Source organism: Massilia sp. Dwa41.01b, from assembly GCF_014171775.1.
Classification (GTDB): domain Bacteria; phylum Pseudomonadota; class Gammaproteobacteria; order Burkholderiales; family Burkholderiaceae_D; genus Telluria.
The window spans coordinates 1,883,195-1,907,317 of the sequence record NZ_CP050454.1; the positions used below are offsets into that span (position 1 = coordinate 1,883,195).

The window sequence follows — 24,123 nt, forward strand, 5'->3', positions numbered from 1 at the left end:
CGCTCGTACCGAACAAACGATTGATCATCGAAGTCCCCTTTGTCGCGGCAAAAATGATCCCGTCGCTGCGCTATGGGCGCTGCGGAGGTCGGATGCCGTGCATCAGAAAAATCGTCAGGGCTTCCTGTGTGGAAGACCGAAACGCCGTCATTGCTTTGCTTCAGCTGGTCGCGCTTCCCAGTGGGGAATGGTCCAGTGGCTCAACAACTGTCTCGGGGAGGGTAGGCAGACGCCTAAAGAAAACACTCCTTAAAATGTCATATGGGGCCCCGACCCCGTGAATGTATGAGAACGGCTAGAATCTCGTCTACATGTGGCCGTCTCATCAAGTAGGGTGGATTCTAGGCGGTCGTTTATACCAAGTCAATACTAGCACGACTGCCCTTTATTACTTTTGAATCTTACTTATCTTGGGTGAGCTCAGCAATACCTTGCCAAATCAAATACTTGGCGGCGCAATTTGATTAACCGCAAGCAATCGAAAAAACAAGCAAAACTTGATGAAATATTCCGATCTCCGGGATTTTATGTCCCAGCTGCAACAAAACGGCGAATTAAAGCACGTTGGCCTCCCCATTTCCACCCATCTGGAGATGACCGAGGTCTGCGACCGCACGCTGCGCGCCGCCGGCCCGGCACTGTTGTTCGACCATGCGACGGATGCGCGCGGCGGCAGGCATGCGATGCCGGTGCTGGCCAACCTGTTCGGCACGCCGCAGCGCGTGGCCCTGGGCATGGGTGCCAGCGACGTAAGCGAACTGCGCCGCATCGGTCACGTGCTGGCGCGCCTGAAGGAACCGGAACCGCCGCGCGGCTTCAAGGACATCATGGGACTCGGGTCCCTCGTGAAAGCCGTATGGGACATGGCGCCGAAGGAAGTGAAGGGCGCCGCCTGCCAGGAAATCGTCTGGGAAGGGCAGGACGTGGACCTTGCCCGCCTGCCGATCCAGCATTGCTGGCCGGGCGACGTCGCGCCTCTCATCACCTGGGGACTGGTGGTCACCAAGGGGCCGAACAAGAAGCGCCAGAACCTGGGCATCTACCGCCAGCAGGTGCTGGGGCCGAACAAGGTGATCATGCGCTGGCTGGCGCACCGCGGCGGCGCGCTCGACTTCCGCGAGCACGCGATCGCCAACCCGGGCCAGCCCTATCCGGTGGCGGTGGCCCTCGGGGCCGACCCCGCCACCATTCTCGGCGCGGTGACGCCGGTGCCGGACAGTCTGTCGGAATACCAGTTCGCAGGCCTGCTGCGGGGCCAGCGCACGGTGCTGACGAAAGCCATCGGCAGCGAACTGCGCGTTCCGGCGTCGAGCGAAATCGTGCTGGAAGGGCATATCTACCCGGATGCGAACCACCCGTCCGGCTTCGAGCATGCGCTGGAAGGGCCGTACGGCGACCATACCGGCTATTACAACGAGCAGGACAGCTTCCCCGTGTTCACGATCGACCGCATCACGATGCGGCGCGACCCCATCTATCACTCCACCTACACCGGCAAGCCGCCCGACGAGCCGGCCGTGCTGGGCGTGGCGCTCAATGAAGTCTTCATCCCGCTCCTGCAGAAGCAGTTCAGCGAGATCACCGACTTCTACCTGCCGCCGGAAGGCTGCAGCTACCGCATGGCCGTGGTGCAGATGAAGAAGCAGTACGCCGGCCACGCCAAGCGCGTGATGTTCGGGGTCTGGAGTTTCTTGCGCCAGTTCATGTATACGAAGTTCATCGTCGTGGTGGACGAGGATGTCGACGTGCGCGACTGGAAGGAAGTGATCTGGGCCATCACGACCCGGGTCGATCCGACGCGCGACACGGTCCTGGTCGACAACACGCCGATCGACTACCTCGACTTCGCCTCGCCTATCAGCGGGCTGGGCAGCAAGATGGGCATCGACGCCACCAACAAGTGGCCAGGCGAAACGAATCGCGAATGGGGTACGCCGATCGTGATGGCGCCAGACGTGAAAACACGCGTCGATGCGATCTGGCAGCAACTGGGCCTGTAGCGAGGGGCGGGCAGGGCTGCGGATGGCGGCCCTGCCCACCCATTGAAATCGCTGCCCACAAAGCCGCGCGCTGGGTTATAATGCGCGCTGGCGGGCCCCTGCGCATTGTGGCATGGTTTACCTGGTCAGGTCGGGAACGAAGCAGCCAAAGCCGTTCACCGCAAGTGCCGCAGATCAGGCTCGCCTCCTTCGTTTTCCTCGTTGTACCTTCCCCTCTGCATTCTCTGTTCGGCATCTCGTGCCGGCGCTTCTATCTGCTCGACAATTGTTTGCCTGTCAAGACAGAAGTTGCACATTTGCATGCAATCTTCATCCCGGCCTCAGCCGGTAATGTTCGCGGCATGGCCCAACTGCGGTAAAATCGTGGCATGTCCTATCAAGTCCTCGCCCGCAAATACCGCCCCAAGAACTTCGAAACGCTGGTCGGCCAGGAGCACGTCGTGCGCGCGCTCACGCACGCGCTCGGCTCGGGCCGCCTGCACCATGCCTACCTGTTTACGGGGACGCGCGGGGTCGGCAAGACCACGCTGTCGCGCATTCTTGCCAAGTCGCTCAACTGTACCGGTCCGGACGGGCAGGGCGGCATCACCGCCGCGCCTTGTGGGCAATGCGAGGCTTGCCGCGCGATCGATGCCGGCCGCTTCGTCGACTATATAGAGATGGACGCCGCGTCGAACCGCGGCGTCGACGAAATGGCGCAGCTGCTCGAGCAGGCCGTCTACGCGCCCAGCAATGCACGCTTCAAGGTCTACATGATCGACGAGGTGCACATGCTGACCAACCACGCCTTCAACTCGATGCTGAAGACGCTGGAAGAGCCGCCCGAGCACGTCAAATTCATCCTCGCGACCACCGATCCGCAGAAGATCCCGGTGACGGTGCTGTCACGCTGCCTCCAGTTCAACCTCAAGCAAATGCCGCCCGGTCACATCGTCGGCCACCTCGAGAACATCCTCGGCCAGGAAGGCGTGAGCTTCGAACAACCCGCGCTGCGCCTCCTGGCGCAGGGCGCCCACGGCTCGATGCGCGACGCGCTGTCGCTGACCGACCAGGCCATTGCCTATGCCGCCGGCGCCGTCACCACGGAAGCCGTGCAGGGCATGCTCGGCGCGCTCGACCAGTCCTACCTCGTGCGCCTGCTCGACGCGCTGGCTGCCCAGAACGGCGCCGACCTGCTGGCCGTGGCCGACGAAATGGCCAGCCGCAGCCTGTCGTACAACGGCGCGCTGCAAGACTGGGCACGCTGCTGCACCGCATCGCGCTGGCGCAATCGGTGCCGAACGCGGTGCCGCAGGATTTGCCTGAACTGGCCGACATCCTGCGCCTGGCGCAGCGCTTCGATGCGCAGGAAGTGCAGCTGTATTACCAGATCGCCGTGCACGGGCGTAACGAGATCGGCCTGGCGCCGGACGAGTATGCGGGCTTCACGATGACCTTGCTGCGCATGCTGGCTTTCCGTCCGGGGCAGGGCGGTGCCGACAGCCTGCCAGCCGCGCCTGTGGCAAGCGCGCCGCGTGCGGCACCGGGCGCGCCACGTGCCGCGGCAGCGGCGGCAGCACCAGCACAGGCGAGCGCGCCGGCGGCGCCGGCAGCCGCAGCGCCACGTCCAGCGCCACCGAGCGCACCCGCGGCGGCCGCCAACCCGGCGCCGGCCATGAATTCGGCGCGTGCCGCCATCAATGCCGCGCTGGAAGCGGCGCGTGCGGCTTCTGGCCAGCGCGCGCCGGCCAAGCGTCCAGGCGCCGATGCGCCGCCGCCAGCACCTTCGGCACCAGCCGCCGAACCGGCAGCGCCGGCGCGGCCGATCCAGGTCGGCCCGTCCGCGCCTCCGGGCGGCACCGGTGCGCGGATGGCGCCGCCGCCTGCGCCCACGGCCGGCATGTCCCCAGCGCAAGGCGGCAGTACGCCGCCCGGGACCGTCCGCAAGGCCAGGCCCGGGCACAGGCGCACGCCCAGGCCGACATGCGCCAGCAACCGCAGGCGCGCGCAGCTTACGATGCGGGCGCCGGCGAAGACGGTCCGCCCTCGTGGGTGACCGAATTTTCCGACGACACCGCCGTCGCCTCCGAAGCGCCGGCCGTCGTGACCCGCGCCGGCGCCGGTGCGCGCACCGAGCGCGCCGCCGCATGCCTATGTCGTCACACCGGTGCCGCAGATCGATTGGGACGGCAACTGGCCGGCCCCGGTCGCCTCGCTGGCACTGCGCGGCGTGTCGCAGCAGCTGGCGCTGCAGACTGAATTGATTGGCTGCCACGCCGACGCCGGCTCGATCGTGTTCCGCCTGCGCGTGCCGGTCGACACCCTGCGCGCCAGCGGCAACAGCGAAAAACTGCAGGCGGCCTTGCAGGAACGTTTCCCCGACAAGCGGGTCAATCTCGAGACCGAGCTTGGACCTGTCTGGTACACGGCCAGCGCCGAAGCCAAGGCCGCGCGCGAGGAGCGCCAGCGCCAGGCCGAGGCGGTCGTCGCCGGCGACGCTTTTGTCCAGGAGATGGAGCGCACCTTCAATGCCTTCGTCGTGCCCGGCTCGGTGAAGCCGCCGGCCGCCTGACCCGTTCGAACCCCATTTACTATCCGATCATTGGAGAACAGCATCATGATGAAAAACCAGCTCGCAGGCTTGATGAAACAGGCGCAAGCCATGCAGGACAACATGAAGAAGGCGCAGGAGCAGCTGGCCCTCGTCGAAGTCGAAGGCCAGTCCGGCGCCGGCCTGGTGAAGGTCACGATGACCTGCAAGAACGACGTCAAGCGCGTCCAGATCGATCCATCGCTGTTGGCCGACGACAAGGACATGCTGGAAGACCTGGTCGCCGCCGCCTTCAACGACGCCGTGCGCAAGGCCGAAGCCACCGCCGCGGAAAAGATGAGCGGCCTGACCGCCGGCATGCCTGGCCTGCCGCCCGGCTTCAAGATGCCGTTCTGATCCCGGATCCATGTTCATCGTTTCGCTCAGCTATACCGCCCCGCTCGAGGAGGTCGATGCGCACCTTGCCGCGCACCGCGATTTCCTCGCCGCGCATTATGCGAACGGAACCTTCCTGATGTCGGGGCGCAAGGTGCCGCGCGACGGCGGCATCATCGTCGCCAATGCGCCCAGCCGCGCCGCGCTGGACGCCGTGCTGGGTGAGGATCCGTTCGCCCGTGCGGGCGTCGCGCGCTACGAGGTCACCGAGTTCGTGCCGACCATGACGGTCGAGGCGCTTTCCGCCTGGCGCGTCGCACAGCGCGCCGCGTAGGCTGTCCACACAAGATGTCCAAATCACTCGACTTCCTCACCGAGGCCCTGCGCCGCCTGCCCGGCATCGGCCCCAAGTCGGCCCAGCGCATGGCCTTCCACCTGCTGCAGCACGACCGCGAGGGAGCGGCGATGCTCTCGCGCGCGCTCTACCAGGCCGTCGACACGGTGCACCACTGCGCCATGTGCAATACCTTCGCCGACACCGAAATCTGCGAGATGTGCGCCGACGAGGCGCGCGACCACACGCTGCTGTGCATCGTCGAGACGCCCGCCGACCAGATGATGATCGAGCAGACCCTGACCTTCAAGGGCCTGTATTTCGTGCTGATGGGGCGGCTGTCGCCGCTCGACGGCATCGGTCCGAAAGACCTGCACCTCGACAAGCTGGTGGCACGCGCCGCCGACGGCGTGGTCGGCGAAGTGGTGCTGGCAACCAATTTCACCAACGAGGGCGAAGCCACTGCCCACTACATCTCCGAGATGCTCAAGGCGCGCGGCCTGCGGGTCAGCCGCCTGGCGCGCGGCGTGCCTGTCGGCGGCGAGCTCGAGTACGTCGATGCCGGCACGATAGCGCGCGCCATGCTTGATCGCCGCACTGCATAATGGTCGCAATGACAACCCGGTAGCCCCGGAGTGGCGGGTGCCCGTTTGCGTGCGCGCAATCCATGTTGAGGGTCCGCTGCTATCGTGGGCTCCTTCGAGCGAGGGAAAAAATTGTCAGGGCAAGACCCTGAGGGCGTGGCGTCATCGTCGAAGACAGTACACTGGTACGTCGAGACGAATGCAACGCCGCCATGGCGATTTTTTCACACGCTCTCCAAGCGGACCTGCGAGCATGCATCTTGTCGACATCACCATGTTCTACGCCGCCGAAGGCAACGGCGTGAGCACCTACCTGAATGCCAAGGCGCGCTGGCTGGCGCGTAACAGCCGCGTTCGCCATACGATTCTCAGTCCCAACGTGGACAGCGGCGGCGAGGCGCCCAGGCTGGTGCGCGTGCCTGCCTTTGCCCTGCCCGGCATCAATGGTTTTCGCATGCCGGTCTCGGTACGGGCGCCGGCCCGCCTGCTGCACCAGGCCGCACCCGACCTGATCGAGGTCGGCGACGCCGGTCACAGCGCCTGGGCCGCGCTCAAGCTGCGCCGCCGCCTTGGCGTCCCGGCAATCGCCTTCTACCATTCCGACCTGCCGCGCCTGGTAAGGCCGCGCTTCGGCCAGACCGCCGAACAGGCCACCTGCAAATACCTGGCCCACCTGTACCGCCAGTTCGACCTCGTGCTGGCGCCGAGCCAGTGATGGTCGAGCAGCTGCACGACATGGGCGTGCAGGGCGCGCGCCACCAGTCGCTGGGCATCGACAGCGCCGTGTTCCACCCGTCGCGCCGCGTCGAGACGCTGCGCGCCCACCTGCGCCTGCCGCCTGACGCGCGCCTGCTGGTCTACGCGGGGCGCTTCACGCCCGAAAAGAAGTTGCCGCTCCTGATCGAGGCGGTGCGCAAGCTGGGGCGGCCCTATCACCGGTCATGATCGGCGGCGGCGCCGAGCTGCCGCGCTATCCGCAGATCACCTATCTGCCCTTCAAGCGCAACCAGCGCCAGCTGGCACGGCTGCTCGCCAGCTGCGACGTGCTGGTGCATCCGGGCGACTGCGAAACTTTCGGCCTGATCGTGCTCGAGGCCATGGCTTGCGGCCTGCCGGTCGTGGCCACCGGGGGGCGGCGGCGTGGTCGAGCTCGTGGACGAGCGCACCGGCATCCTGGCGCGTCCGAACTGTGTCGACAGCCTGGCCGGCGCGATCGAGGCGATCTACGGTCGCGATCTGGCCGAGCTGGGCGCGAATGCGCGCCGCAAGGCGGCCGAATACTATGACTGGAACGAAATCCTGCCGCAGGTGATGCGGCGCTACCAGGCGGTGCTGGGTACGCGCGAGCAGGACGAACCGGGCGCGGAAGGCATCTGTGTTCCCGAATGAGGGGAAGGGCGCGTGGACCCCGGCAGCCGCATCGCCGGCGGCGTTGCCGGCGGTGGCGCGGCTGGCGCGTTGTCGGCTGCGTCGGCCTCGGTACTGAATGCAGGTTCCGGTATGGCGCCTCAGCAGATGATCCAGGCCCCGCACGATGCGCTGTCATCCCCACGCCTCGCCCGCGCTGACGGCGCACCGCTGCTATGCGTTTCCATCCACGACGTCGCCCCCGCCACCCGGGAAGCCTGTGCGCAGCTGGCCGAAGCCCTGCGTGGCATCGCCGACATCGCGCTGACCTGGCTGGTGGTGCCGCGCTACCACGACCGCGCGGACGACGAGCGGGCCATGCGCGCCGGTCTGGATGCGGCCCCGGCACGTGGCGACGAACTGGTCCTGCATGGCTATACCCATCTCGACAGCGCGGCACCCGAAGGCAGCCTGCGTGCACGCTTCCTGCGCGGCGTGTACACCCAGCGCGAGGGCGAATTCGCCGCCTTGACGGCGGCCGAGGCGCGGATGCGGATCGAGCTGGGCCTGGCGTGGTTCCGGGCGCGCGGGTGGGAGCCAAGCGGCTTCGTCCCGCCGGCCTGGCTGCTGGGACAAGGTTCCTGGGAAGCGCTGGCCGGCTACGGCTTCAGCTACACCACGACCTTCACGCGTTTTCACCTGCTGCCAGAGCGCGGCTCGGTGTTCGCGCCTTCGCTCGTCTACGCGGCGCGCAACCGGGCAGGGCGCCTGTTTTCGCCACTTGCTGCCAGCATGGCCGCCCGCGCGCTGGCAGGAAGCCCGCTGATGCGCCTGAGCCTGCATCCGCCCGATCTGCGCCATCCGCGCCTGATGGCGCATGCACGCCACATCGTCGCGCGCGCACTCGAGACGCGCGCCGCCGTCACCAAAGCCGAGTGTGCACAGCGCCTGCGCCAGCTGCATCCCGGCGCAGTGCGACCCGGTGCCCGCTAGCGCGGGAGCGTTCCGCCAGCGCGGCCAGTGTTACCAGCCCCGGCCCCAATAACCGCCACCCCAATAGCCGCCGCGCCATGGCCCGGCGTATCCTGGACTGCCGTAGCGCTGCACGTCGTCCTTGGTGCTCAGGCTGATGATGCAATCGCGCCATTGGTCCGATTGCTGGGCATAGCCGAGGCGGTCGCAGGCGGGGCCGTAGACGGCGATCATCTCCGCCATTTCGGCCTGCTTGCGCGCTGCGCGCTCTTGCGGGGTGGCACAGGCGCCCAGCAACAGCGCGGCCGTCAATACGATGTAGGTACGCATCGTTCACTCCTTTTTAGCGTTTGACTTGTTGGCTTCGAGCTTAGCGCAAGAATCCGAACACTGCTCGAATCCACCAATCGCGCGGTCGTAAGGGCGCGACTCGGGGCGCGCACGCAAGCGGACGCTGCTATGCGCGAACGTGGTTTTCTGGCAATATATTTAGCTTCGATAACAACAAGATGAGGGGACCATGCGCAAACCTGGCGCACCATCCTGGACCTTGCGCATTGCGCTGGGCTTGCTCGGCCTCGTCCTGCTGGCGCTGCTGGGTGCCTGGCTGTTCCTGCGCGCCAGCCTGGCGCAACTCGACGGCAAGCGCGAGACGGCCGGGCTGGCCGCCGCCGTGACGGTCGAGCGCGACGCGGCCGGTGTGCCCCTGATCCGCGGGGAGAACCGCCTTGACCTGGCCTATGCCACCGGTTTCGTGCATGCCCGGAACGCTATTTCCAGATGGACCTGCTGCGCCGCACCGCCGCCGGCGAACTGGCCGAGCTGTTCGGGCCGCGCGCCTTGCCGCTCGACCGCGCACGCCGCCTGCACCGCTTCCGCGCCCGTGCCGGCAAGGTGCTGGCCGGGCTGGCACCGCAGGACCGTGCTTTCCTCGACCGCTATGTCGCCGGCGTCAACGATGGCCTGAACGCGCTGTCGGCGCGTCCCTTCGAGTACGTGCTCGCCGGCGCGCCGCCGGTCGCCTGGCGCGCCGAGGACAGCCTGCTGGTGGTCTGGGCCATGTACCTCGACCTGCAGGGCAACCAGGAAGCGCGCGAACTGGCGCGCGGCTGGCTGCGCGAACACAGCACCCCGGCCCAGTTGGCCTTCCTGCTGCCGGAGGCAAGCGCCTGGATGCGCCGCTCGACGGCAGCGCATCCGCCTGCCTGCGGGCGCGCCGCTGCCGCCGGGAGCGCCTGGCTGGTGGGGTAAACCGGCCGCGGCACCAGCGCGCGTAGCCATGCTCGAGCGCGGCGACGCCGTTGGCAGCAACAATTATGCGATTGCCGGCAGCCGCAGCGCCAGCGGCGCGGCGATCGTTGCCGACGACATGCACCTCGGCCTGCAATTGCCGAACATCTGGTACCGGCTGGCGCTGTCCTGGCCGTCCGCGCCAGGCGAGGCTGCCGTCAATGGGCGCAAGCGCATCGTCGGCGTGACGCTGCCGGGCGCGCCGCCGCTCGTCATCGCCGGCAGCAACGGCAAGGTGGCCTGGGGCTTCACCAACAGCTATGGCGACTATCTGGACCTGGTCGAAGTCGGGATGGACGCGGAGCACGCCGGCCAGGTGCGCCTGCCGGCAGGCTGGGAGCGCCCGGCCGAGCATGCGGAAACGATCGCGGTGAAGGGCGGCCCGGCCGAAACGCTGCTGGTACGCGAGACCACGCTCGGGCCCCTGCGCGTGGCAAACGGCAAGACCTACGCGGTGCACTGGATCGCCCACCATCCGCAAGCGCTCAACCTGAACCACCTGCGCCTGGAAGGCGCGGCCACGCTCGACGCAGCGCTGGGCATCGCGGCCACGGATGGCATCCCGGCGCAGAATTTCGTCGCCGGCGACGCCGCCGGCAACATCGGCTGGACCGTCGCCGGCATGCTGCCACGCCGCGCGGCGACGGAAGGCATCAGCTTCCCGCTGGCCGCCGCCGATGGCGTGCCGACCTGGGATGGCCTGCTGGCGCCGGCCGATTATCCGCGCGTGGTCAACCCCGCCGGCGGTCAGCTGTGGACTGCGAACAGCCGCCAGTTGCTGGGAGCGGGAAGCGCGCTGCTCGGCGACGGCGGTTTCGACCTCGGTGCGCGCAGCAGCCAGCTGAAGGACCGCCTGCAGCGGCTGGGGCCGCGCACGGACGTAGCCGCCGCCTTCGACGCGGCGCTGGACGACCGCGCCCTGTTCATCGCGCGCTGGCGCGAACGCGCACTGAACACGCTCGACGTCGACGCCACCCGCGACCAGCCGCGCCGCGCCGAGTTCCGTCGCCAGCTCGAAACCAGCTGGAACGGCCGTGCCGCCACCGATTCGGTGGGCTACCGGCTGGCGCGTAACTTCATGTGGGCACTGCATGACGAGCTCTTTGGCGCGGCGAATGCGGCGATGGCCGGCCTCGATCCGAAGGCGACGTTTGCAGTGGCCAATCCACGCTGGCCGGCGAGCTTGGCGCGCCTGCTCGACGAGCAGCCGGCCGGCTGGCTGCCGCCGGGCCGGCGCGACTGGCGTGCGGTCCAGCTGGCGGCGCGATCGACCGCGTCATCGCGGATCTCGACAAGGAAGGCGTGCCGCTGGCGCAGGCCACCTGGGGCACGCGCAATACGGCGGCGATCGCGCATCCGATCGCGCTGGCGGTACCGGCGCTGGCGGGCGTGCTGGGGTGCCGCCCGACCAGCTGCCGGGCGACTCGCACATGCCGCGCGTGGCGGGACCGAAGTTCGGTCAGTCGGAGCGGATGACGGTGTCGCCGGGCCGCGAGGAGGAGGGGCTGTTCAACATGCCGGGCGGGCAGAGCGGCCACCCCTTGTCGCCGTTCTTCCTGCGCGGGCATGCCGAATGGGTGCAGGGCAAACCGCAGCCGCTGTTGCCGGGCGCGGCGCGCCATACCCTGACGCTGGCGCCTGCGCGCTAGGACGGCGGTTCAGCAACCGTACTGGGTCGGGTCCCAGAAATAGAAGCGCCCGCGGGACGCCAGGGCTTGCCGCTCGCGAGTTGGCTGGACAGGAAGAGCTGCATCTCGAGCGCGCGGCGCTCCAGCTGCGGCCGCACGACAAGGTCCGGCTTGCCGTCGCCATCGAGGTCGCCGATCCAGACGACGAAGTCGTCCGGCAGCAGCGGCGTGCCCAGTTCCGGCATCTCGCTGTCGGCAACCGCTATCGTGCGTTCGTCCTCGCCGAAGCGGACTTTCCAGTCCACTTTTACACGTGCCAGGCAAAATGTCGCATCCGAACACGGGTCTTCGAAGGTGGTCGACAGCGTGGCCGCAAGGGTGAGCGCCTGGCCATCGATGTCGTAGCGGCGCACTTCGCTGGCGCGCCATGGCTCTTCGGAGACCGGCTTCCCGCTCTGGAAGCGCTTGTTGAAATACCAGGTGCGCACCGGGCCCTCCTTCAGGCCAGGCAGGCCGCGCACCAGGAACAGCGCGGGCGCGCTGCCGGCGGTACGGGCGACTACACCCTGGGCCGGACCATCGGTCGTCGCAATCGGCTCGGCGCGGATGCGCACCTCGTCCTTCTTCAATGCACAGGTCTGCGCGCAGTGCAGGGCATGGTACTCACCGGCGGGAAACTGAATGGTATCGGCAAAGAAGGCGTAGCCCGACGGCTTGCCATGAATGAGGTGGATCTGTTCGGCGGCCTGCAGCGGGGCCGATGCGAGGATTGCGGCCATGCAGGCGAAGATGGCGATATGACGAACGACATGGATCGAAGACATGGGCTCTGGTCGCGAGGATGGCTGACCCCGGCAGTGTAGCACCGCGGCGGGCACGCCGGCACCGCTGGCCGCCGAGCGCTGAACGCCGGGCGCGTTCCCACGCGTCGGGCGTTCGCAAAACATGCGTGGCGGGAAAGCCGGGCGCTCAGCGCGCGGGCAGCTCCAGCGGCAGCTTGCGCAGCATCTGGTCGATGGCTTCGGCGCTCGACGGCCGGCCGAGGAAGAAACCCTGAACCACGTCGCAGCCGAACTGCTCGAGCAGCACCAGCTGTTCGTCGGTCTCGACGCCTTCGGCCACCACCGCCATTTTCAGGCCGTGCGCCATGGCGATGATGGCGCGGGTGATCGCCGCGTTTTCCGAGTCCTGCGGCAGGCCGCAAATGAAGCTGCGGTCGATCTTCAGCGCGCGCACGTCGAAGCGCTTCAGGTAGTTCATCGACGAGTAGCCGGTACCGAAGTCGTCGATCGACAGGTAGACGCCGATGCCGCGCAGCTGTTCGAGCGTGGCCATGGTCGCCTTGGCGTCGTCCATCAGCGTGCCTTCGGTGAGCTCGAGTTCCAGCAGCTTCGGATCGAGTCCGGTGTCTCCCAGGGCCGAGAGCACGATCTGCGACAGGTTCTCGTCCTTGAACTGCTTGGCTGACAGGTTCACCGCCATGCGCACTGCGCGCCGTCCCATCCCCTGCCACAGGCGCGCCTGGTTGCAGGCGGTGCGCAGCACCCATTCGCCGATCGGCACGATCAGGCCCGTTTCCTCGGCAAGCGGAATGAATTCGGTGGGCGAGATGATGCCGCGTTCCGGATGGCGCCAGCGCACCAGCGCTTCGACGCCGACGACGTCGAGCGAGCGCACGTCGAGCTGCGGCTGGTAGAGCAGGTAGAGCTCATCGTTCTGCAGGGCGCGGCGCAGGCCCACTTCGAGTTTCACGTGGCTCATGATCTGCATCGTCAGCGAAGAGCTGTACAGCTTGGCGTTGTTCTTGCCGCAGTTCTTGGCGTGGTACATCGCCGTGTCGGCGTACTTGAGCAGCGAATTGCAGTCGTCGCCGTCCTCGGGGAAGAGCGAGATGCCGATGGAGGCGGTGACGAAAATCTCGTTGCCGTCGATGAGGAAAGGGCGGCGCATCGCTTCCTTGACGCGGTGGGCCACGTTCAGCGCGTGTTCCACGCGTTCCAGGTCGGGGATCAGGATCGTGAATTCGTCGCCGCCCAGGCGCGCCATGTGCGTCGCGCCCGCAGTGGCGGCCTGTACCTCGTGCCCTTCCGGCGTGCCTTCCTGGACTACTTCCTCGTGCGGCGTCCCGTCGGGCAGGGCTTCGCTGCGCGAGACCAGGTCGCTGGGACGGATCGTCTCGCGCAGGCGTTCGGACACGATTTTCAGCAGGTGGTCGCCGACGTTGTGGCCGAGCGTGTCGTTGATGCGCTTGAAAGCGTCGAGGTCCATGAACAGCACCGCGAACTTCTTGTTGCCGATCTTCGAGCGCTGCAGCTCGCGTTCGAGGGTTTCGAGGAAGGCCTGGCGGTTCGGGATGCCGGTCAGGCTGTCGCAGTAGGCCAGCCGGCGGATCTGCTCCTCGGTGCGTTTGCGCTCGCTGATGTCGCGCACCAGGCCGAGCACTTCCGATGGCCCGGTGGCCACCAGGCGCGCCTCGAAATGCTGGACGACGCCGAAGCGCACCAATTCGTACTCGACCGAGCGCACCTGGCGCGTGCGCAGCACTTCCTTCAGCTGGGCCAGCATGCGCGCGGAGATCTCCTTCGGCAGCACTTCGCCGATGTGGCGACCGACGCAGCGTTCGCTGGTGAAGGGGGCCGGGGTGTCGTTGTCGTCGGCGCGCTGACCGTGCCCGCCCGGACGCAGGCGTCCGCGGCCCGGTTCGTAGTCGAGGTAGAAGCCGTCGCCGTTCATGCGGAAGAAGGTGTCGGGAATCGCGGCCAGCACGGCGCGGTTCTGGGCGTCGGCGATGCGCAGGCGCGCGATGGCGTCGCTGGCGCGCAGCACGTACAGCACCCGGTGGCCGAGGATGGGCCAGTTGATCGGCTTGGAGACGAAATCCGTGGCGCCGGCTTCGTAGGCGCTGGTGACGGCTTCGACATCGTCGCCGCCGGTGACCATCACGATCGGCACCGAGGGACCGCCTGCTTCGGCCTGGCGAATGGCACGGCAGGCGGCGAAGCCGTCAACGTGCGGCATCTCGACATCCATCAAAATGAGGTCGGGCCGGCGTTCCCGTGCCAGGGCAATGGCCTGGCGGCCGTCCTCGGCCTCGATGCCATGCAGGCCGACGTTGTGCAGCATCTCGAGCATCAGGAGGCGCATCACCGGATCGTCGTCGGCCACCAGCACGACACCGCGTTGAGGGGAAGGGGAGGCTGGCATCATGTTTCCTTCTCTAGCATGGCATTGAGCGAATGGCGGACCGCGGGGAATTGCTGTTCCAGCCCGGTCACCAGTGTGGCCGCGCCTTCGACGCTGGCGGCGCGGCCGAGTTGTTCGAGTTCCCTGCACAGGCGGGCAAAGGCGTCGGCGCCGACGTTGGCGCTGGCCGACTTCAGGCTGTGGGCGACGCGGCGCACGGTATCGGCGTCCTGGCTGGTTGCGGCCCGGCGCAGGGTGGCCAGATGCCGCGGCGTGTCGCCGACATAGGCCGCGATGACCTTCTGTACCAGCGCGTCGCCGCCGTCGCGGCTGAGGGCGCGGATCTTCTCCAGTGCCGCCGCATTGATGACGTCGCGCTGGATCACTTCGCGCGCTTCCGGCGGCAGGGTCGGCGTGCACTCGTCGTGGTGGACGGTAGCGGCGATCGGCAAGCGCGATCCAGCGCCCCATTACGCCCGCCAGTTCCTGCTGGGTGAAGGGCTTGGAGAGGTAGTCGTCCATACCGGCGGCGAGGCAGGCTTCGCGGTCGCCCTGCAACGCGTTGGCGGTAATGGCGATGACCGGCAGGGTGCGCGGCCGTCCCGCCTCGCGTTCTTCGCCGCGGATGGCGGCGGTGGCGGCAAAGCCGTCCATGACCGGCATCTGGCAATCCATTAGCACGGCCGCGTAATCGTGGATGCGCACGGCCTGCAGCGCCTCCGCGCCGTTGCGGGCGACATCGGCCTGCAGGCCAGGCTCTCGAGCATGGCCTTGGCCACCTCGACGTTGACCGGGTTGTCTTCGGCCAGCAGCACGCGGCGCATGCGCTGGCGCTCGCCGGACGCCGGCAGCGCCTGAGGCGGCGGCAGGAACTGTGGCGCCGGCGCAGTGAGGCCGCGCGGGCGCGTCGCCAGACAGGCGAACAGGTCGGCCGCCCGCGCGGGCTTGATCAGCTGGTAGGCGACGCCGGCGCCGCGCCGCTGCACCGGATCAGCGGCGCTGCGTTCGGGGCTGATCAGGATCAGGCGGGTCGGGCGCGTCAGGGCGTGGGCGCGGATCGTGGCGGCGAGCAGCAGGCCGCTCGACTGCGGCAGCTCCATGTCGATCACGGCGGCGTCGAAGGGCGTGCCCGCGTCGGCGGCGGTGGCCAGGCGCCGCACCGCATCGCCCGGGTCGCCGCTGCCTTCGCACGCGACCTTCCAGTCGGCCAGGTGGCGCTGCATGCCGATGCGGCTGGTCTCGTTCTCGTCGACGATCAGCACGCGCATGCCGGCCAGGGTGTGCTGCTGCCCGCCGGGTGCATCGGGATCGACGCGGCGCTTGTCGAAGCTGACCGTGAACCAGAACACGGACCCGCGCGTGGTGCCATTGTCGACGCCGATCGCCCCGCCCATCAGTTCGACCAGCTGCCTGGAGATCGCCAGGCCCAGGCCCGTGCCGCCGAACTTGCGCGTGGTCGAGTCGTCGGCCTGGGAAAACGCTTCGAACAGGCGGCTCCTCGCTTCGTGCGAGATGCCGATGCCGGTATCGATCACTTCGAAGCGCAGCACGACGGCCTGGCTGTCTTCGCTGGCGACGCGCACGCGCGCTTCGATACGGCCTTCCTCGGTGAACTTGATGGCATTGCCCAGCAGGTTGGCCATGATCTGGCGCAGCCGGTTCGGGTCGCCGCAGATGGCGACCGGGATATCGTTGGCGATGTCGAAGTCGAGCGCAATGCCCTTCGCTTGCGCCTGCGGCGTGTAGACCGTGTGGATGTCTTCCAGCAAGTCCCACAGGTTGAAGTTGATGTACTCGATGGTGAGCTTGCCGGCTTCGATCTTGGAAAAGTCGAGGATGTCGTTGATGATGACGAGCAGGTGCTCGCCCGAACGCTTCACCAGCCGCGTGTAGTTGCGCTGGGTGTCGGTGAGCTCGGTCCCGAGCAGCATTTCGGTCATGCCGAGCACGCCGTTCATGGGGGTGCGAATCTCGTGGCTCATGGTGGCAAGGAATGCGCTCTTCGCGCGGCTGGCCGCTTCGGCCGCGTTCTTGGCGCGCTCGAGCTGTTCGGTGCGCACCGATACCTGGCGTTCGAGTTCGTCGCGGTGGTGGGTCAGTGCCGCGCCGCGGCCCTCGATCTGCGACAGCATGTCGTTGAAGCTGTCGATCAGCGTGCCCAGTTCGTCGCTGCGGCCGTGCGCCACGCGCAGCGTGTAGTTCTGGCTTTCCGACACCTTCTGCGCGGCGCCGATCAGCTTCCTGACCGGGTCGGTGATGCTGCGCGTGAAGCGCCGCGCCAGCACCAGCGAGACCAGCAGCGCCGCGCACATGGCCGCACCGAGCACGCCCACGCTGCGCAGGATGTCGCGCCACATCGGCAGCAGGTCGGCTTCGATCACGATGACGCCGACCCGGGCGCGGTCGTTGGCGACCTGGCGGTACAGGCGCATGCGCGTCGACACCAGGCGCGCGCCGTGCAGGTTCGCTTCCACGAGTTCGGCCTCGTCGGCGATCGCCAGCGTCGGCGCCGTCTTCGCGGTGCCATGGGCCGGCGCGACGTAGTCGGCGAACAGGCGGCCATGGCTGTCGTAGAGCGCCGCGAAGCTGATCTCTTCTTTCGCGGCGAGCGAGGCGAGCAGGGTGCGCGCCAGGTTGCGGTCGTTGAAGACGAGGGTATCGGCACTGTTGGCGGCCACCACCGCGGCCAGCGAGGCCAGTGCCACGCGCTCGTCCTTGCGCCCGTTGACCACCGAGGCGCAGGCAAAGGCGATGAAGACGAACAGCAGCGCGGTACCGGTCGAGAGCAGCGACATCGACGTCAGTTTGCGGTTCAGGCTGGAGCGCTCGGATGTCGGCATGGAGGCATCAATCAGGGCAGGAGCGGCGGACGGCGTGGGCCGGCGCCAACGCGCGCGTGCCCTCCTTGCAGAAGTGAAAATTCCTGCAAGAAAAAATAGTACGTGGGAGGGGGAAGGGGGACTTTGCGGTGGCGCAAGTAGGGTGGGCAAGCGTTGCCTACCCGACGGTTCTGGGCGATACCGCTCGTGCGTTGTCGTAGCGTGACGGCTCCGCCGCCCACGCGTTCAACAGGCAGATGCCATCCGAACCACAGTCAAAGCTGGAACGCCGAAAGCGTGGACGGATGGCCCGTCCACGCGTCCTTCAAACTACGGCCGAGCTCAGCAGCAACCCCCGCTGCGCCCGGACCCGTACCGCGCTTCCTGGCGCTCGCGGAAAAACTCCTCGTAGGTCATCGGGGTTTTATCCGGATGCTCGCGCTCCATATGCGCCAGGTAAGTGTCGTACTCCGGCAAGCCGACCATCAGGCGCATGCTTTGCCCGAGGTATTTGCCGGCCTGGGCGAGGGCGGCCAGCATCACCGCACCTGCGCCGCCGGGGCCGCCACGAACGGCGATTCCTTCACCGTCGGGTTGCCGTTGTTGCGCGCATTGATGACGGTGCGGATGCCGTACACCAGCACCGCCACCACCACGACCATGAAGAAGCCGCACAGCGTGGCGTCGACATAGTCGTTGAAGACGATGCGGCTCATCTGGTCGAGCGACTTGGCCGGAGCCAGCACGGTACCGGCGTCGAGCGCGGCCTGGAATTTCTGGGCGTGGGCGACGAAACCGACCTTCACGTTCGGGCTGAAGATCTTCTGCCAGCCGGCTGTCAGGGTGCAGATCAGGAGCCAGATGGTCGGCACGATCGTCACCCAGGCGTACTGGCCACGCTTCATCTTGAACAGCACCACGGTGCCCAGCGTCAGGGCGATACCGGCCAGCATCTGGTTGGCGATGCCGAACAGCGGCCACAGGGTGTTGATGCCGCCCAGCGGATCGACCACGCCCTGGTACAGGAAGTAGCCCCAGGCGGCCACGCACAGGCCGGTCGCCAGCAGGTTGGCCGGCAGCGATTCCGTGCGTTTCAGCGATGGGACAAACGCGCCCAGCAAGTCCTGCAGCATGAAGCGGCCCGCGCGCGTTCCTGCGTCGACCGCGGTGAGGATGAAGAGCGCCTCGAACAGGATCGCAAAGTGGTACCAGAAGGCCATCATCGCCTTGCCGCCAACCACGTTGGCCAGGATGTTGGCCATGCCCACGGCCAGCGTCGGGGCGCCGCCCGCGCGCGAGATGATGGTGTGCTCGCCCACGTCCTTGGCCACTTGCGTGAGCGTTTCAGGCGTGACCACGAAGCCCCAGTTCGAGACCGCGGCGGCAGCCGACTGCGCGGTGGTGCCCAGCACGGCGGCCGGCGCGTTCATCGCGAAGTACACGCCCGGGTCGATGGTGGACGCGGCCACCAGCGCCATGATGGCGACGAACGATTCCATCAGCATCGCGCCGTAGCCGATGAAGCGGGCGTGGGTCTCGTTCTCGATCATCTTCGGCGTCGTGCCCGAGGAAATCAGCGCGTGGAAGCCGGAGACGGCGCCGCAGGCGATGGTGATGAACAGGAAGGGGAACAGATTGCCCGACCAGACCGGGCCGGTGCCGTCGATGAAGCGGGTCACGGCGGGCATCTGCATGTGCGGTGCGACCAGCACGATGCCGATGGCCAGCGCCACGATGGTGCCGATTTTCAGGAAAGTGGAGAGGTAGTCGCGCGGCGCCAGCAGCAGCCACACGGGAATGACCGAAGCGACGAAGCCGTAGCCGATCAGCATCCAGGTCAACTGGACGCCGGTGAAGGTGAACATCGGGCCAAGCGTGGCCGAATCGTGCACGTACTGGCCGCCGATGATGGCCAGCATCAGCAGGATGAAGCCGATGAAGGAGATTTCGCCGATGCGGCCCACGCGCACATAGCGCGAATAAATGCCCATGAAGAGCGCGATCGGGATCGTCGCCATCACGGTAAAGCTGCCCCAGGGCGAGCCGGTCAGGGCTTTCACCACGATCAGCGCCAGCACCGCCAGGATGATGACCATGATCATGAAGGTGCCGAAGAGGGCGATGATGCCGGGGATTTCCCCCATTTCGGATTTGATCAGGTCGCCCAGCGAGCGGCCGTCGCGGCGCATCGACATGAACAGCACGATAAAGTCCTGCACGGCGCCGGCGAAGACGACGCCGGCCAGGATCCACATCATGCCGGGCAGGTAGCCCATCTGCGCGGCGAGGACCGGACCGACCAGCGGCCCGGCGCCGGCAATGGCCGCGAAGTGGTGGCCGAACAGGACGTATTTATTCGTCGGCACGTAGTCGAGGCCGTCGTTGTACTTGTAGGCCGGGGTCTGGCGGCCGGGATCGAGTCCCATCACCTTCGTGGCGATGTAGAGGCTGTAAAAGCGGTAGGCGATGAGGTAGACGCAGACGGCGGCCGCCACCACCCACACGGCGTTGATCGACTCGCCGCGGCGCAGGGCCACATAAGCGAGCGCGACAGCGCCGAAGAGTGAGAGCGCCGCCCAGCCGAGTCGATTTCCGAGACTTTTCATGGGTGGCTCCTTAGGTTTTTTTCTCATGGGGGTACGGCGCAGCCGGGACATGCCCTCGAACATGCCGAAGCGTGCACGGACAGCGGCAGGCGGACGGCGTGTCGCCCCCATCTTGCCCCATTATGGAAATGGCAAGCGCATGATTCTAACCCGTCAAGCTTGCCATTCAGGCTACGTAGAATCACGTATGCACGCACGTTGGAATATGTCCACGTGGAAACATTTTTAGTTGCGTTTAGTTAAGCCGTCGACTAAGATGACCCGACCGATCACTCTGAAGATGCCGATGTCTGTGCAGGACTCCCAAGCGTTCCCGCTGGTGCGGCTGCACCCCGTCGCCAATGGCCAGAACGAGTGGGTTGCACTGCTGATCGACCCGGTGCCGGGACCGGCGCTGCACGAGATGCTGGCGGCGCTTTTCGGTACGCCCGACCTCCTGAGCGCGGTCGCGCCGCTCGACTGCGTGCTGCGCATTCCCGATCCCGCCGAACTCACCCCGAACCTGCTGTCGCTGCTGCCGCCGCAACGCGTGGTGCTGGCCGTCGATGCCTTGTCCGCCATTCTCGATGGCCGTGCCGAGCAGACGGCGGCGCTGCGGGAAGGTGGCTACCGCGTGCTGCTCGAGCGCGTGCCAGGCCCCGGCGCGGGGCTTTCGGCACCTCCGCAGAGCGTGGCGCGCGACTGCTCGGGGGATCGCTGCCGCCCGGCAGCCTGCCGCCCCTGTTCGCTCCGCACCTGGCCTACCACGTCGACAGCGCGCCGCGCCTGCTGGACTGCGCGCGCGCCGGCTTCACCTGGTTCAGCGGCGCCTATCCGCTCGACCCGGCAGGCGCCCCCCAGGAACCCGACGGGCCCTCGCGCCGGCGCGTACTGGGCCTCTTGGCGCTGCTCGCGCGCGACGCCGATTCACGCGAGCTCGAGCTCCTGCTCAAGCAGGACCCGGTCCTGTCCTTCCACCTGCTCAAGCTGGTCAATTCCGCGGCCTTCGCCGTCAACACCCAGATCACGAGCTATGCCCAGGCGATCGCCGTCCTCGGACGACGCCAGCTGCAGCGCTGGCTGCAGTTGCTCCTGTACGCACGCGCCGCCGCCGACGGCGCGCCGAACCTGCTGCTGCCGCTGGCGGCGCTGCGCGCAGGGCAGCTCGAGATCCTGTGCAAGGCAGACGGCGGCGAGCGCGACGACCAGGACCTGGCCTTCATGACCGGCGCCTTTTCCCTGCTCGACCGCCTGCTCGGCATGCCGATGGCCGCCATCCTGGCGGACCTGCAGCTGCCGGCCCACGTCGAGGCGGCGCTGCTTTGGCGCGAGGGGGCTCGGACGGCGCCTGGCGATGGTTGAAGGCGGAGCCGACCCGGCGCAGCTGGCCCGCGCCGGCATCGATCCACAACGCTGGTGGGCCAGCCAGCTGCACGCCCATCACTGGGCGATCCAGGTAGGCCGCAATGTCTGAGCTGCTGGCGGTGCGCTGCCACGACTTCGTCGCCTCCAGCGCGGCCCTTTCCGCCGCCGTGCTGCGCCTGCGCGGCGGCGAAGCCTGCCGAGGAACTCGGACGCATCGCGCGCGAGCTGCTGACCAGTCCGGCAGGGCGCTTCGTGGCATCCGATCCGCTCGACCTCGCCGCCTCCGTTCCGCGCGCCGCTGCGCCCGGCACCCTGCTGCAGGAAATCCACACCGAGGCCGGCTACCATGGCTATTACGAAGTCGGCGGACGCACCGACTACAGCGCGGAGGACCGCCGCCACCTGGCCGCGCTGGGAGCGCTCACCGGCACGCTGCTGCAAGTCCATTCGCTGGCCCAGCGCGCTACCCACGCCTATGCCGGCCTCGAAGCGCAGGCGGCGCGCCAGACGCAGATCCTCGAGCAGATCCACGAATCGGTCCTGACGCTCGACCAGATGGGCTATATCACGGGTTGGAACCGCGGCGCCGAGGAGCTGTTCGGCTATTCGGCGCTGGAAGCGGTGGGCCGCAACATCCTGTTCCTCTACGCCGACCAGGACGAGGAAGCCAGCGCGCTGCCCGACGCGTTCGCGGAAGAGGGCGGACGCATGATGGAAGTGCGGCGCCGTAAGAAATCGGGAGAGGTGTTCTGGGCCAGCCTGTCGCTGTCGCCGCTGCGCGACCTCGACGAGCGCCCGGTCGGCCTGATCGCCTACCTCACCGACATCACCGAGCGCAAGCTGGCCGAAGAGCGCCTGTACCATCTGGCTTATTACAACGAATTGACCGGGCTGCCGAACCGTTCGCTGTTCGCGCGCCTGGTCGACCAGGCCCTGACGGTCGCGCAGCGCAACGAGCTGTCCGGCTGCCTGCTCTTCATCGACCTGAACCGCTTCAAGCTGGTCAACGACACCCTCGGACGCAGTATCGGCGACGAATTGCTGCGCCAGGTGGCCGCGCGCTTTCGCCAGGCGCTGCGCGAGGAAGACGTGGTCGCGCATTTGTCGGGCGACGAATTCGCGGTCGGCCTGTTCGACGTGCGCCAGCATTTCGAAGCGACCACCGTCGCGCGCAAACTGCAGGCGGCACTGGACGCGCCCTTCCTGATCGAAGGTCACGACCTGCGCGTGGGCGCCAGCGTCGGCATCAGCGTCTATCCCCAAAACGGCATGGATGCCGATACCTTGCTGCGCATGGCCGACATCGCCATGGCGCGCGCCAAGGAAGGCCACGCCAACCCCGACCACAGCGTCGCCTTCTACAGCCTCGACATGAACAAGGGCATGCACGAGCGCATGCGCATCGAATCAGGCCTGCGCCACGCGCTCGGCCACGACGAGCTGCTACTGTATTACCAGCCCAAGTTCGAGATCGGCAGCGACCGCATCGTCGGCGCCGAAGCGCTGGTGCGCTGGCTGCACCCCGAGCGCGGCCTGGTACCCCCGGGCGAATTCATTCCGATGGCCGAGACCACCGGCCTGATCGTGCAGGTGGGCGAATGGGTGCTGGAGCAGGCCTGCGCCCAGGCGGCCAGCTGGCAGCGCGCGGGCTTGCCGCCGCTGCGCCTGGCGGTGAACGTCTCGGCGCGCGAATTCACCGAATCGCTGCCCGACCGCGTCGCCGACACGCTCGCGCGCCACGGGCTCGACCCGTGCTGGCTCGAACTCGAGATCACCGAAAGCACCCTGATGCACGACATCGACCGCGTGATCGGCATCATGGACCGCATCAACGCGCTCGGCGTCGCGCTCTCGCTGGACGACTTCGGCACCGGCTACTCGAGCCTGTCCTACCTGAAGCGCTTCCCGATCCAGACCCTGAAGATCGACCGCTCCTTCACGACCGGCATCCCGCTTGACGCGAGCGACTGCGCGATCGCCAGCACCATCATCAGCATCGGCCGCCAGCTCGGCCACCGCGTGATCGCCGAAGGTGTGGAGACGCTCGAGCAGTTGTCCTTCCTGCGCGACTCGGGCTGCGACGAGGTGCAGGGCTACCTGTACGCGGCGCCGCTGCCGGCAGGGCGCTTCGAGCAGGGGCTGCGGGAGAACTGGCTGCTGGTGTGATGCGTAGGGTGGACGCGGTCGGCGAGGCGGGTTCCCCGTCCACGCGGTGATAGGCTGACGATGATCTATCGCGCCCGCTCCGCCCTGACCGCACTATCTTGGCCGGCGCTTCTACTTCCACCACCACTGCCCCCCCCCGCAGAGTGATTTATGTATAATGCCGGTTCCTCAAAGGAAGCGTGGCCGAGTGGTTGAAGGCAGCAGTCTTGAAAACTGCCGACGGGGGAACCCGTTCGTGAGTTCGAATCTCACCGCTTCCGCCAGCATGCCGAACAAGAGCCCCACGACGTGGGGCTTTTTTCTACGGTCTCAGCGCGGCCTGGCTTCACCCTTTCTCACTCACTCACTCACTCACTCGGGTAACTGCCAGGCCATTGTCACCGCTACCCCGGCACGCAGCGTGTTGTGCACCTCGGCCACCGCATCGGTCTCGCTCAGGAGACGCGCGATGCCGGCGGCGGGAGCGGATGTGCGAACGGTCGCGTGGTAGCGGATGTTGGTGGCCGCCAGGCCGATTCCGGGGAACTCGGCAGTGGCCGTGACCTCGACCACGTCGATGGGAATCCCTAGTCGCCTGGCTTCCCGATACAGGTCATTGCAATAACATGTAGCGAGCGCCAGCATCAGGAATTCGCCGCCATTGAGCGCCGATCCGCCACCACCCGTCTTGCCTGGTACAGGAAAGGGGCGGCTGGCCCCATCGCTGCCGACCGTCACCTCATGGGTGGTTGGCGAACTGCATACCCGTGCCACGATCTCCATGACGTTCTCCTCGAATGGTCTTTCGGCGAGTCTTTGTCCATGACGCGCGGCTCGATGGCACTCGCACCGGTATTGGACAAATCCAGACCCGTTTCGGCTGCGGCGCCTCCGTGCCGGCCGACTCCTGGATCAATCCGGCAGCGCCGCGCGCCGCCGACCCAACGTAACTGCTAGCTTCCCACC

At 67.3% G+C, this 24,123-nt stretch carries 19 protein-coding genes, 1 tRNA gene, 1 other RNA gene and 5 pseudogenes; 17 read left to right on the forward strand and 9 right to left on the reverse strand.

The annotated features are described in order from the left end of the window. Positions 1 to 500: 500 nt before the first annotated feature. The 13 genes and pseudogenes from ubiD to G4G28_RS08580 all read left to right on the forward strand — a co-directional run bounded on the left by ubiD (position 501) and on the right by G4G28_RS08580 (position 8,163). On the forward strand, positions 501 to 2,000 hold the full coding sequence (ubiD, locus tag G4G28_RS08545; protein ID WP_182987949.1) for a 4-hydroxy-3-polyprenylbenzoate decarboxylase: 1,500 nt from the start codon (positions 501 to 503) through the stop codon (positions 1,998 to 2,000). Positions 2,001 to 2,089: 89 nt separating this feature from the next. Beyond that, positions 2,090 to 2,188, forward strand: an RNA gene (gene ffs / locus G4G28_RS08550) — signal recognition particle sRNA small type. Between the two features lie 180 nt (positions 2,189 to 2,368). Further along, positions 2,369 to 3,190: pseudogene (gene dnaX, locus G4G28_RS28915) on the forward strand (DNA polymerase III subunit gamma/tau); the annotation flags it as partial. A gap of 107 nt (positions 3,191 to 3,297) precedes the next feature. Continuing rightward, on the forward strand, positions 3,298 to 4,035 hold the full coding sequence (locus tag G4G28_RS28920) for a hypothetical protein (protein ID WP_374039777.1): 738 nt from the start codon (positions 3,298 to 3,300) through the stop codon (positions 4,033 to 4,035). Positions 4,036 to 4,101: 66 nt separating this feature from the next. Next, on the forward strand, positions 4,102 to 4,551 hold the full coding sequence (locus G4G28_RS28925) for a DNA polymerase III subunit gamma/tau C-terminal domain-containing protein (protein ID WP_229507963.1): 450 nt from the start codon (positions 4,102 to 4,104) through the stop codon (positions 4,549 to 4,551). Positions 4,552 to 4,596: 45 nt separating this feature from the next. After that, positions 4,597 to 4,926 carry a YbaB/EbfC family nucleoid-associated protein gene (locus tag G4G28_RS08560; RefSeq protein WP_182987950.1) on the forward strand — a complete coding sequence of 110 codons (330 nt, stop codon included), beginning with the start codon at positions 4,597 to 4,599 and terminating at the stop codon, positions 4,924 to 4,926. A 10-nt stretch (positions 4,927 to 4,936) separates the two neighbouring features. Next, entirely contained in the window at positions 4,937 to 5,239 is a 303-nt protein-coding gene (locus G4G28_RS08565) for a YciI family protein (RefSeq protein WP_183108243.1), read from the forward strand. A gap of 14 nt (positions 5,240 to 5,253) precedes the next feature. After that, the gene (gene recR / locus G4G28_RS08570; RefSeq protein WP_182987952.1) at positions 5,254 to 5,844 is read left to right on the forward strand and encodes a recombination mediator RecR; all 591 of its coding nucleotides are present in this window, start codon (positions 5,254 to 5,256) and stop codon (positions 5,842 to 5,844) included. Between the two features lie 232 nt (positions 5,845 to 6,076). Beyond that, on the forward strand, positions 6,077 to 6,538 hold the full coding sequence (locus G4G28_RS25575) for a glycosyltransferase (protein ID WP_229507964.1): 462 nt from the start codon (positions 6,077 to 6,079) through the stop codon (positions 6,536 to 6,538). Beyond that, positions 6,538 to 6,768, forward strand: a complete 231-nt coding sequence (locus G4G28_RS25580; protein WP_229507965.1) for a hypothetical protein — start codon at positions 6,538 to 6,540, stop codon at positions 6,766 to 6,768. The genes G4G28_RS25575 and G4G28_RS25580 overlap by 1 nt, the downstream gene beginning before the upstream one ends. After that, positions 6,765 to 6,893, forward strand: a pseudogene (locus tag G4G28_RS25585) (glycosyltransferase family 1 protein); the annotation flags it as partial. The gene G4G28_RS25580 and the pseudogene G4G28_RS25585, both read left to right, overlap by 4 nt. Positions 6,894 to 6,963: 70 nt before the next feature. Further along, positions 6,964 to 7,212, forward strand: coding sequence for a glycosyltransferase (locus G4G28_RS25590; RefSeq protein WP_229508137.1), 249 nt, complete (start codon positions 6,964 to 6,966; stop codon positions 7,210 to 7,212). Positions 7,213 to 7,224: 12 nt separating this feature from the next. After that, positions 7,225 to 8,163: a DUF2334 domain-containing protein gene (locus G4G28_RS08580; protein ID WP_229507966.1), complete on the forward strand. Its 939-nt coding sequence runs from the start codon at positions 7,225 to 7,227 to the stop codon at positions 8,161 to 8,163. A 30-nt stretch (positions 8,164 to 8,193) separates the two neighbouring features. Here the strand turns inward: G4G28_RS08580 and G4G28_RS08585 are convergent, their stop codons facing one another. Further along, complete coding sequence (locus G4G28_RS08585) at positions 8,194 to 8,472, reverse strand: hypothetical protein (RefSeq protein WP_182987953.1); 279 nt, start codon at positions 8,470 to 8,472, stop codon at positions 8,194 to 8,196. Positions 8,473 to 8,662: 190 nt separating this feature from the next. Here G4G28_RS08585 and G4G28_RS28930 point away from each other — a divergent pair. Beyond that, positions 8,663 to 11,081, forward strand: a pseudogene (locus G4G28_RS28930) (penicillin acylase family protein). Here G4G28_RS28930 and G4G28_RS28935 read toward each other — a convergent pair. From G4G28_RS28935 to G4G28_RS08615, 7 genes and pseudogenes are all read right to left on the reverse strand, one after another. Next, positions 11,078 to 12,007 carry an FG-GAP repeat protein gene (locus tag G4G28_RS28935; protein ID WP_183108244.1) on the reverse strand — a complete coding sequence of 310 codons (930 nt, stop codon included), beginning with the start codon at positions 12,005 to 12,007 and terminating at the stop codon, positions 11,078 to 11,080. The pseudogene G4G28_RS28930 and the gene G4G28_RS28935 overlap by 4 nt on opposite strands. 22 nt (positions 12,008 to 12,029) lie before the next feature. Next, positions 12,030 to 14,264, reverse strand: coding sequence for a bifunctional diguanylate cyclase/phosphodiesterase (locus tag G4G28_RS08600; RefSeq protein ID WP_182987954.1), 2,235 nt, complete (start codon positions 14,262 to 14,264; stop codon positions 12,030 to 12,032). After that, the gene (locus G4G28_RS25595; RefSeq protein WP_229508066.1) at positions 14,264 to 14,695 is read right to left on the reverse strand and encodes an Hpt domain-containing protein; all 432 of its coding nucleotides are present in this window, start codon (positions 14,693 to 14,695) and stop codon (positions 14,264 to 14,266) included. The genes G4G28_RS08600 and G4G28_RS25595 overlap by 1 nt, the downstream gene beginning before the upstream one ends. An 85-nt stretch (positions 14,696 to 14,780) precedes the next feature. After that, positions 14,781 to 14,948 (reverse strand): annotated as a pseudogene (locus tag G4G28_RS25600) (response regulator); the annotation flags it as partial. Further along, complete coding sequence (locus G4G28_RS08605; RefSeq protein ID WP_229507967.1) at positions 14,918 to 17,083, reverse strand: ATP-binding protein; 2,166 nt, start codon at positions 17,081 to 17,083, stop codon at positions 14,918 to 14,920. The gene G4G28_RS08605 and the pseudogene G4G28_RS25600, both read right to left, overlap by 31 nt. Positions 17,084 to 17,404: 321 nt before the next feature. After that, positions 17,405 to 17,602, reverse strand: a complete 198-nt coding sequence (locus tag G4G28_RS08610) for a YbdD/YjiX family protein (protein WP_182987955.1) — start codon at positions 17,600 to 17,602, stop codon at positions 17,405 to 17,407. After that, complete coding sequence (locus tag G4G28_RS08615; RefSeq protein WP_182987956.1) at positions 17,602 to 19,668, reverse strand: carbon starvation CstA family protein; 2,067 nt, start codon at positions 19,666 to 19,668, stop codon at positions 17,602 to 17,604. Before G4G28_RS08615 ends, G4G28_RS08610 begins: the two co-directional genes overlap by 1 nt. 879 nt (positions 19,669 to 20,547) lie before the next feature. Here G4G28_RS08615 and G4G28_RS25605 point away from each other — a divergent pair. The 3 genes and pseudogenes from G4G28_RS25605 to G4G28_RS08630 all read left to right on the forward strand — a co-directional run bounded on the left by G4G28_RS25605 (position 20,548) and on the right by G4G28_RS08630 (position 23,441). Continuing rightward, positions 20,548 to 21,009 carry an HDOD domain-containing protein gene (locus G4G28_RS25605; protein ID WP_229507968.1) on the forward strand — a complete coding sequence of 154 codons (462 nt, stop codon included), beginning with the start codon at positions 20,548 to 20,550 and terminating at the stop codon, positions 21,007 to 21,009. Positions 21,010 to 21,113: 104 nt separating this feature from the next. Further along, a pseudogene (locus tag G4G28_RS08625) lies at positions 21,114 to 23,178 on the forward strand (putative bifunctional diguanylate cyclase/phosphodiesterase). A gap of 173 nt (positions 23,179 to 23,351) precedes the next feature. After that, positions 23,352 to 23,441: transfer RNA gene (locus G4G28_RS08630), tRNA-Ser, on the forward strand. 88 nt (positions 23,442 to 23,529) lie between these two features. Here the strand turns inward: G4G28_RS08630 and G4G28_RS08635 are convergent. After that, positions 23,530 to 23,940 (reverse strand): OsmC family protein, encoded by a 411-nt coding sequence (locus tag G4G28_RS08635; protein ID WP_182987957.1) that lies wholly within the window; start codon positions 23,938 to 23,940, stop codon positions 23,530 to 23,532. Between the last annotated feature and the right edge of the window lie 183 nt (positions 23,941 to 24,123).

What these genes read in the sequence shown, in the direction of transcription:
- G4G28_RS08560 (WP_182987950.1), top strand. Translation starts at nt 4,597, where the DNA reads ATGATGAAAAACCAGCTCGCAGGCTTGATGAAACAGGCGCAAGCCATG.
- G4G28_RS08605 (WP_229507967.1), bottom strand. Translation starts at nt 17,083, where the DNA reads ATGCCGACATCCGAGCGCTCCAGCCTGAACCGCAAACTGACGTCGATG.
- G4G28_RS08565 (WP_183108243.1), top strand. Translation starts at nt 4,937, where the DNA reads ATGTTCATCGTTTCGCTCAGCTATACCGCCCCGCTCGAGGAGGTCGAT.
- recR (WP_182987952.1), top strand. Translation starts at nt 5,254, where the DNA reads ATGTCCAAATCACTCGACTTCCTCACCGAGGCCCTGCGCCGCCTGCCC.
- G4G28_RS08635 (WP_182987957.1), bottom strand. Translation starts at nt 23,940, where the DNA reads ATGGAGATCGTGGCACGGGTATGCAGTTCGCCAACCACCCATGAGGTG.
- G4G28_RS25575 (WP_229507964.1), top strand. Translation starts at nt 6,077, where the DNA reads ATGCATCTTGTCGACATCACCATGTTCTACGCCGCCGAAGGCAACGGC.
- G4G28_RS08600 (WP_182987954.1), bottom strand. Translation starts at nt 14,264, where the DNA reads ATGCCAGCCTCCCCTTCCCCTCAACGCGGTGTCGTGCTGGTGGCCGAC.
- G4G28_RS28935 (WP_183108244.1), bottom strand. Translation starts at nt 12,007, where the DNA reads ATGTTTTGCGAACGCCCGACGCGTGGGAACGCGCCCGGCGTTCAGCGC.
- ubiD (WP_182987949.1), top strand. Translation starts at nt 501, where the DNA reads ATGAAATATTCCGATCTCCGGGATTTTATGTCCCAGCTGCAACAAAAC.
- G4G28_RS08615 (WP_182987956.1), bottom strand. Translation starts at nt 19,668, where the DNA reads ATGAAAAGTCTCGGAAATCGACTCGGCTGGGCGGCGCTCTCACTCTTC.
- G4G28_RS08610 (WP_182987955.1), bottom strand. Translation starts at nt 17,602, where the DNA reads ATGCTGGCCGCCCTCGCCCAGGCCGGCAAATACCTCGGGCAAAGCATG.
- G4G28_RS25580 (WP_229507965.1), top strand. Translation starts at nt 6,538, where the DNA reads ATGGTCGAGCAGCTGCACGACATGGGCGTGCAGGGCGCGCGCCACCAG.
- G4G28_RS08585 (WP_182987953.1), bottom strand. Translation starts at nt 8,472, where the DNA reads ATGCGTACCTACATCGTATTGACGGCCGCGCTGTTGCTGGGCGCCTGT.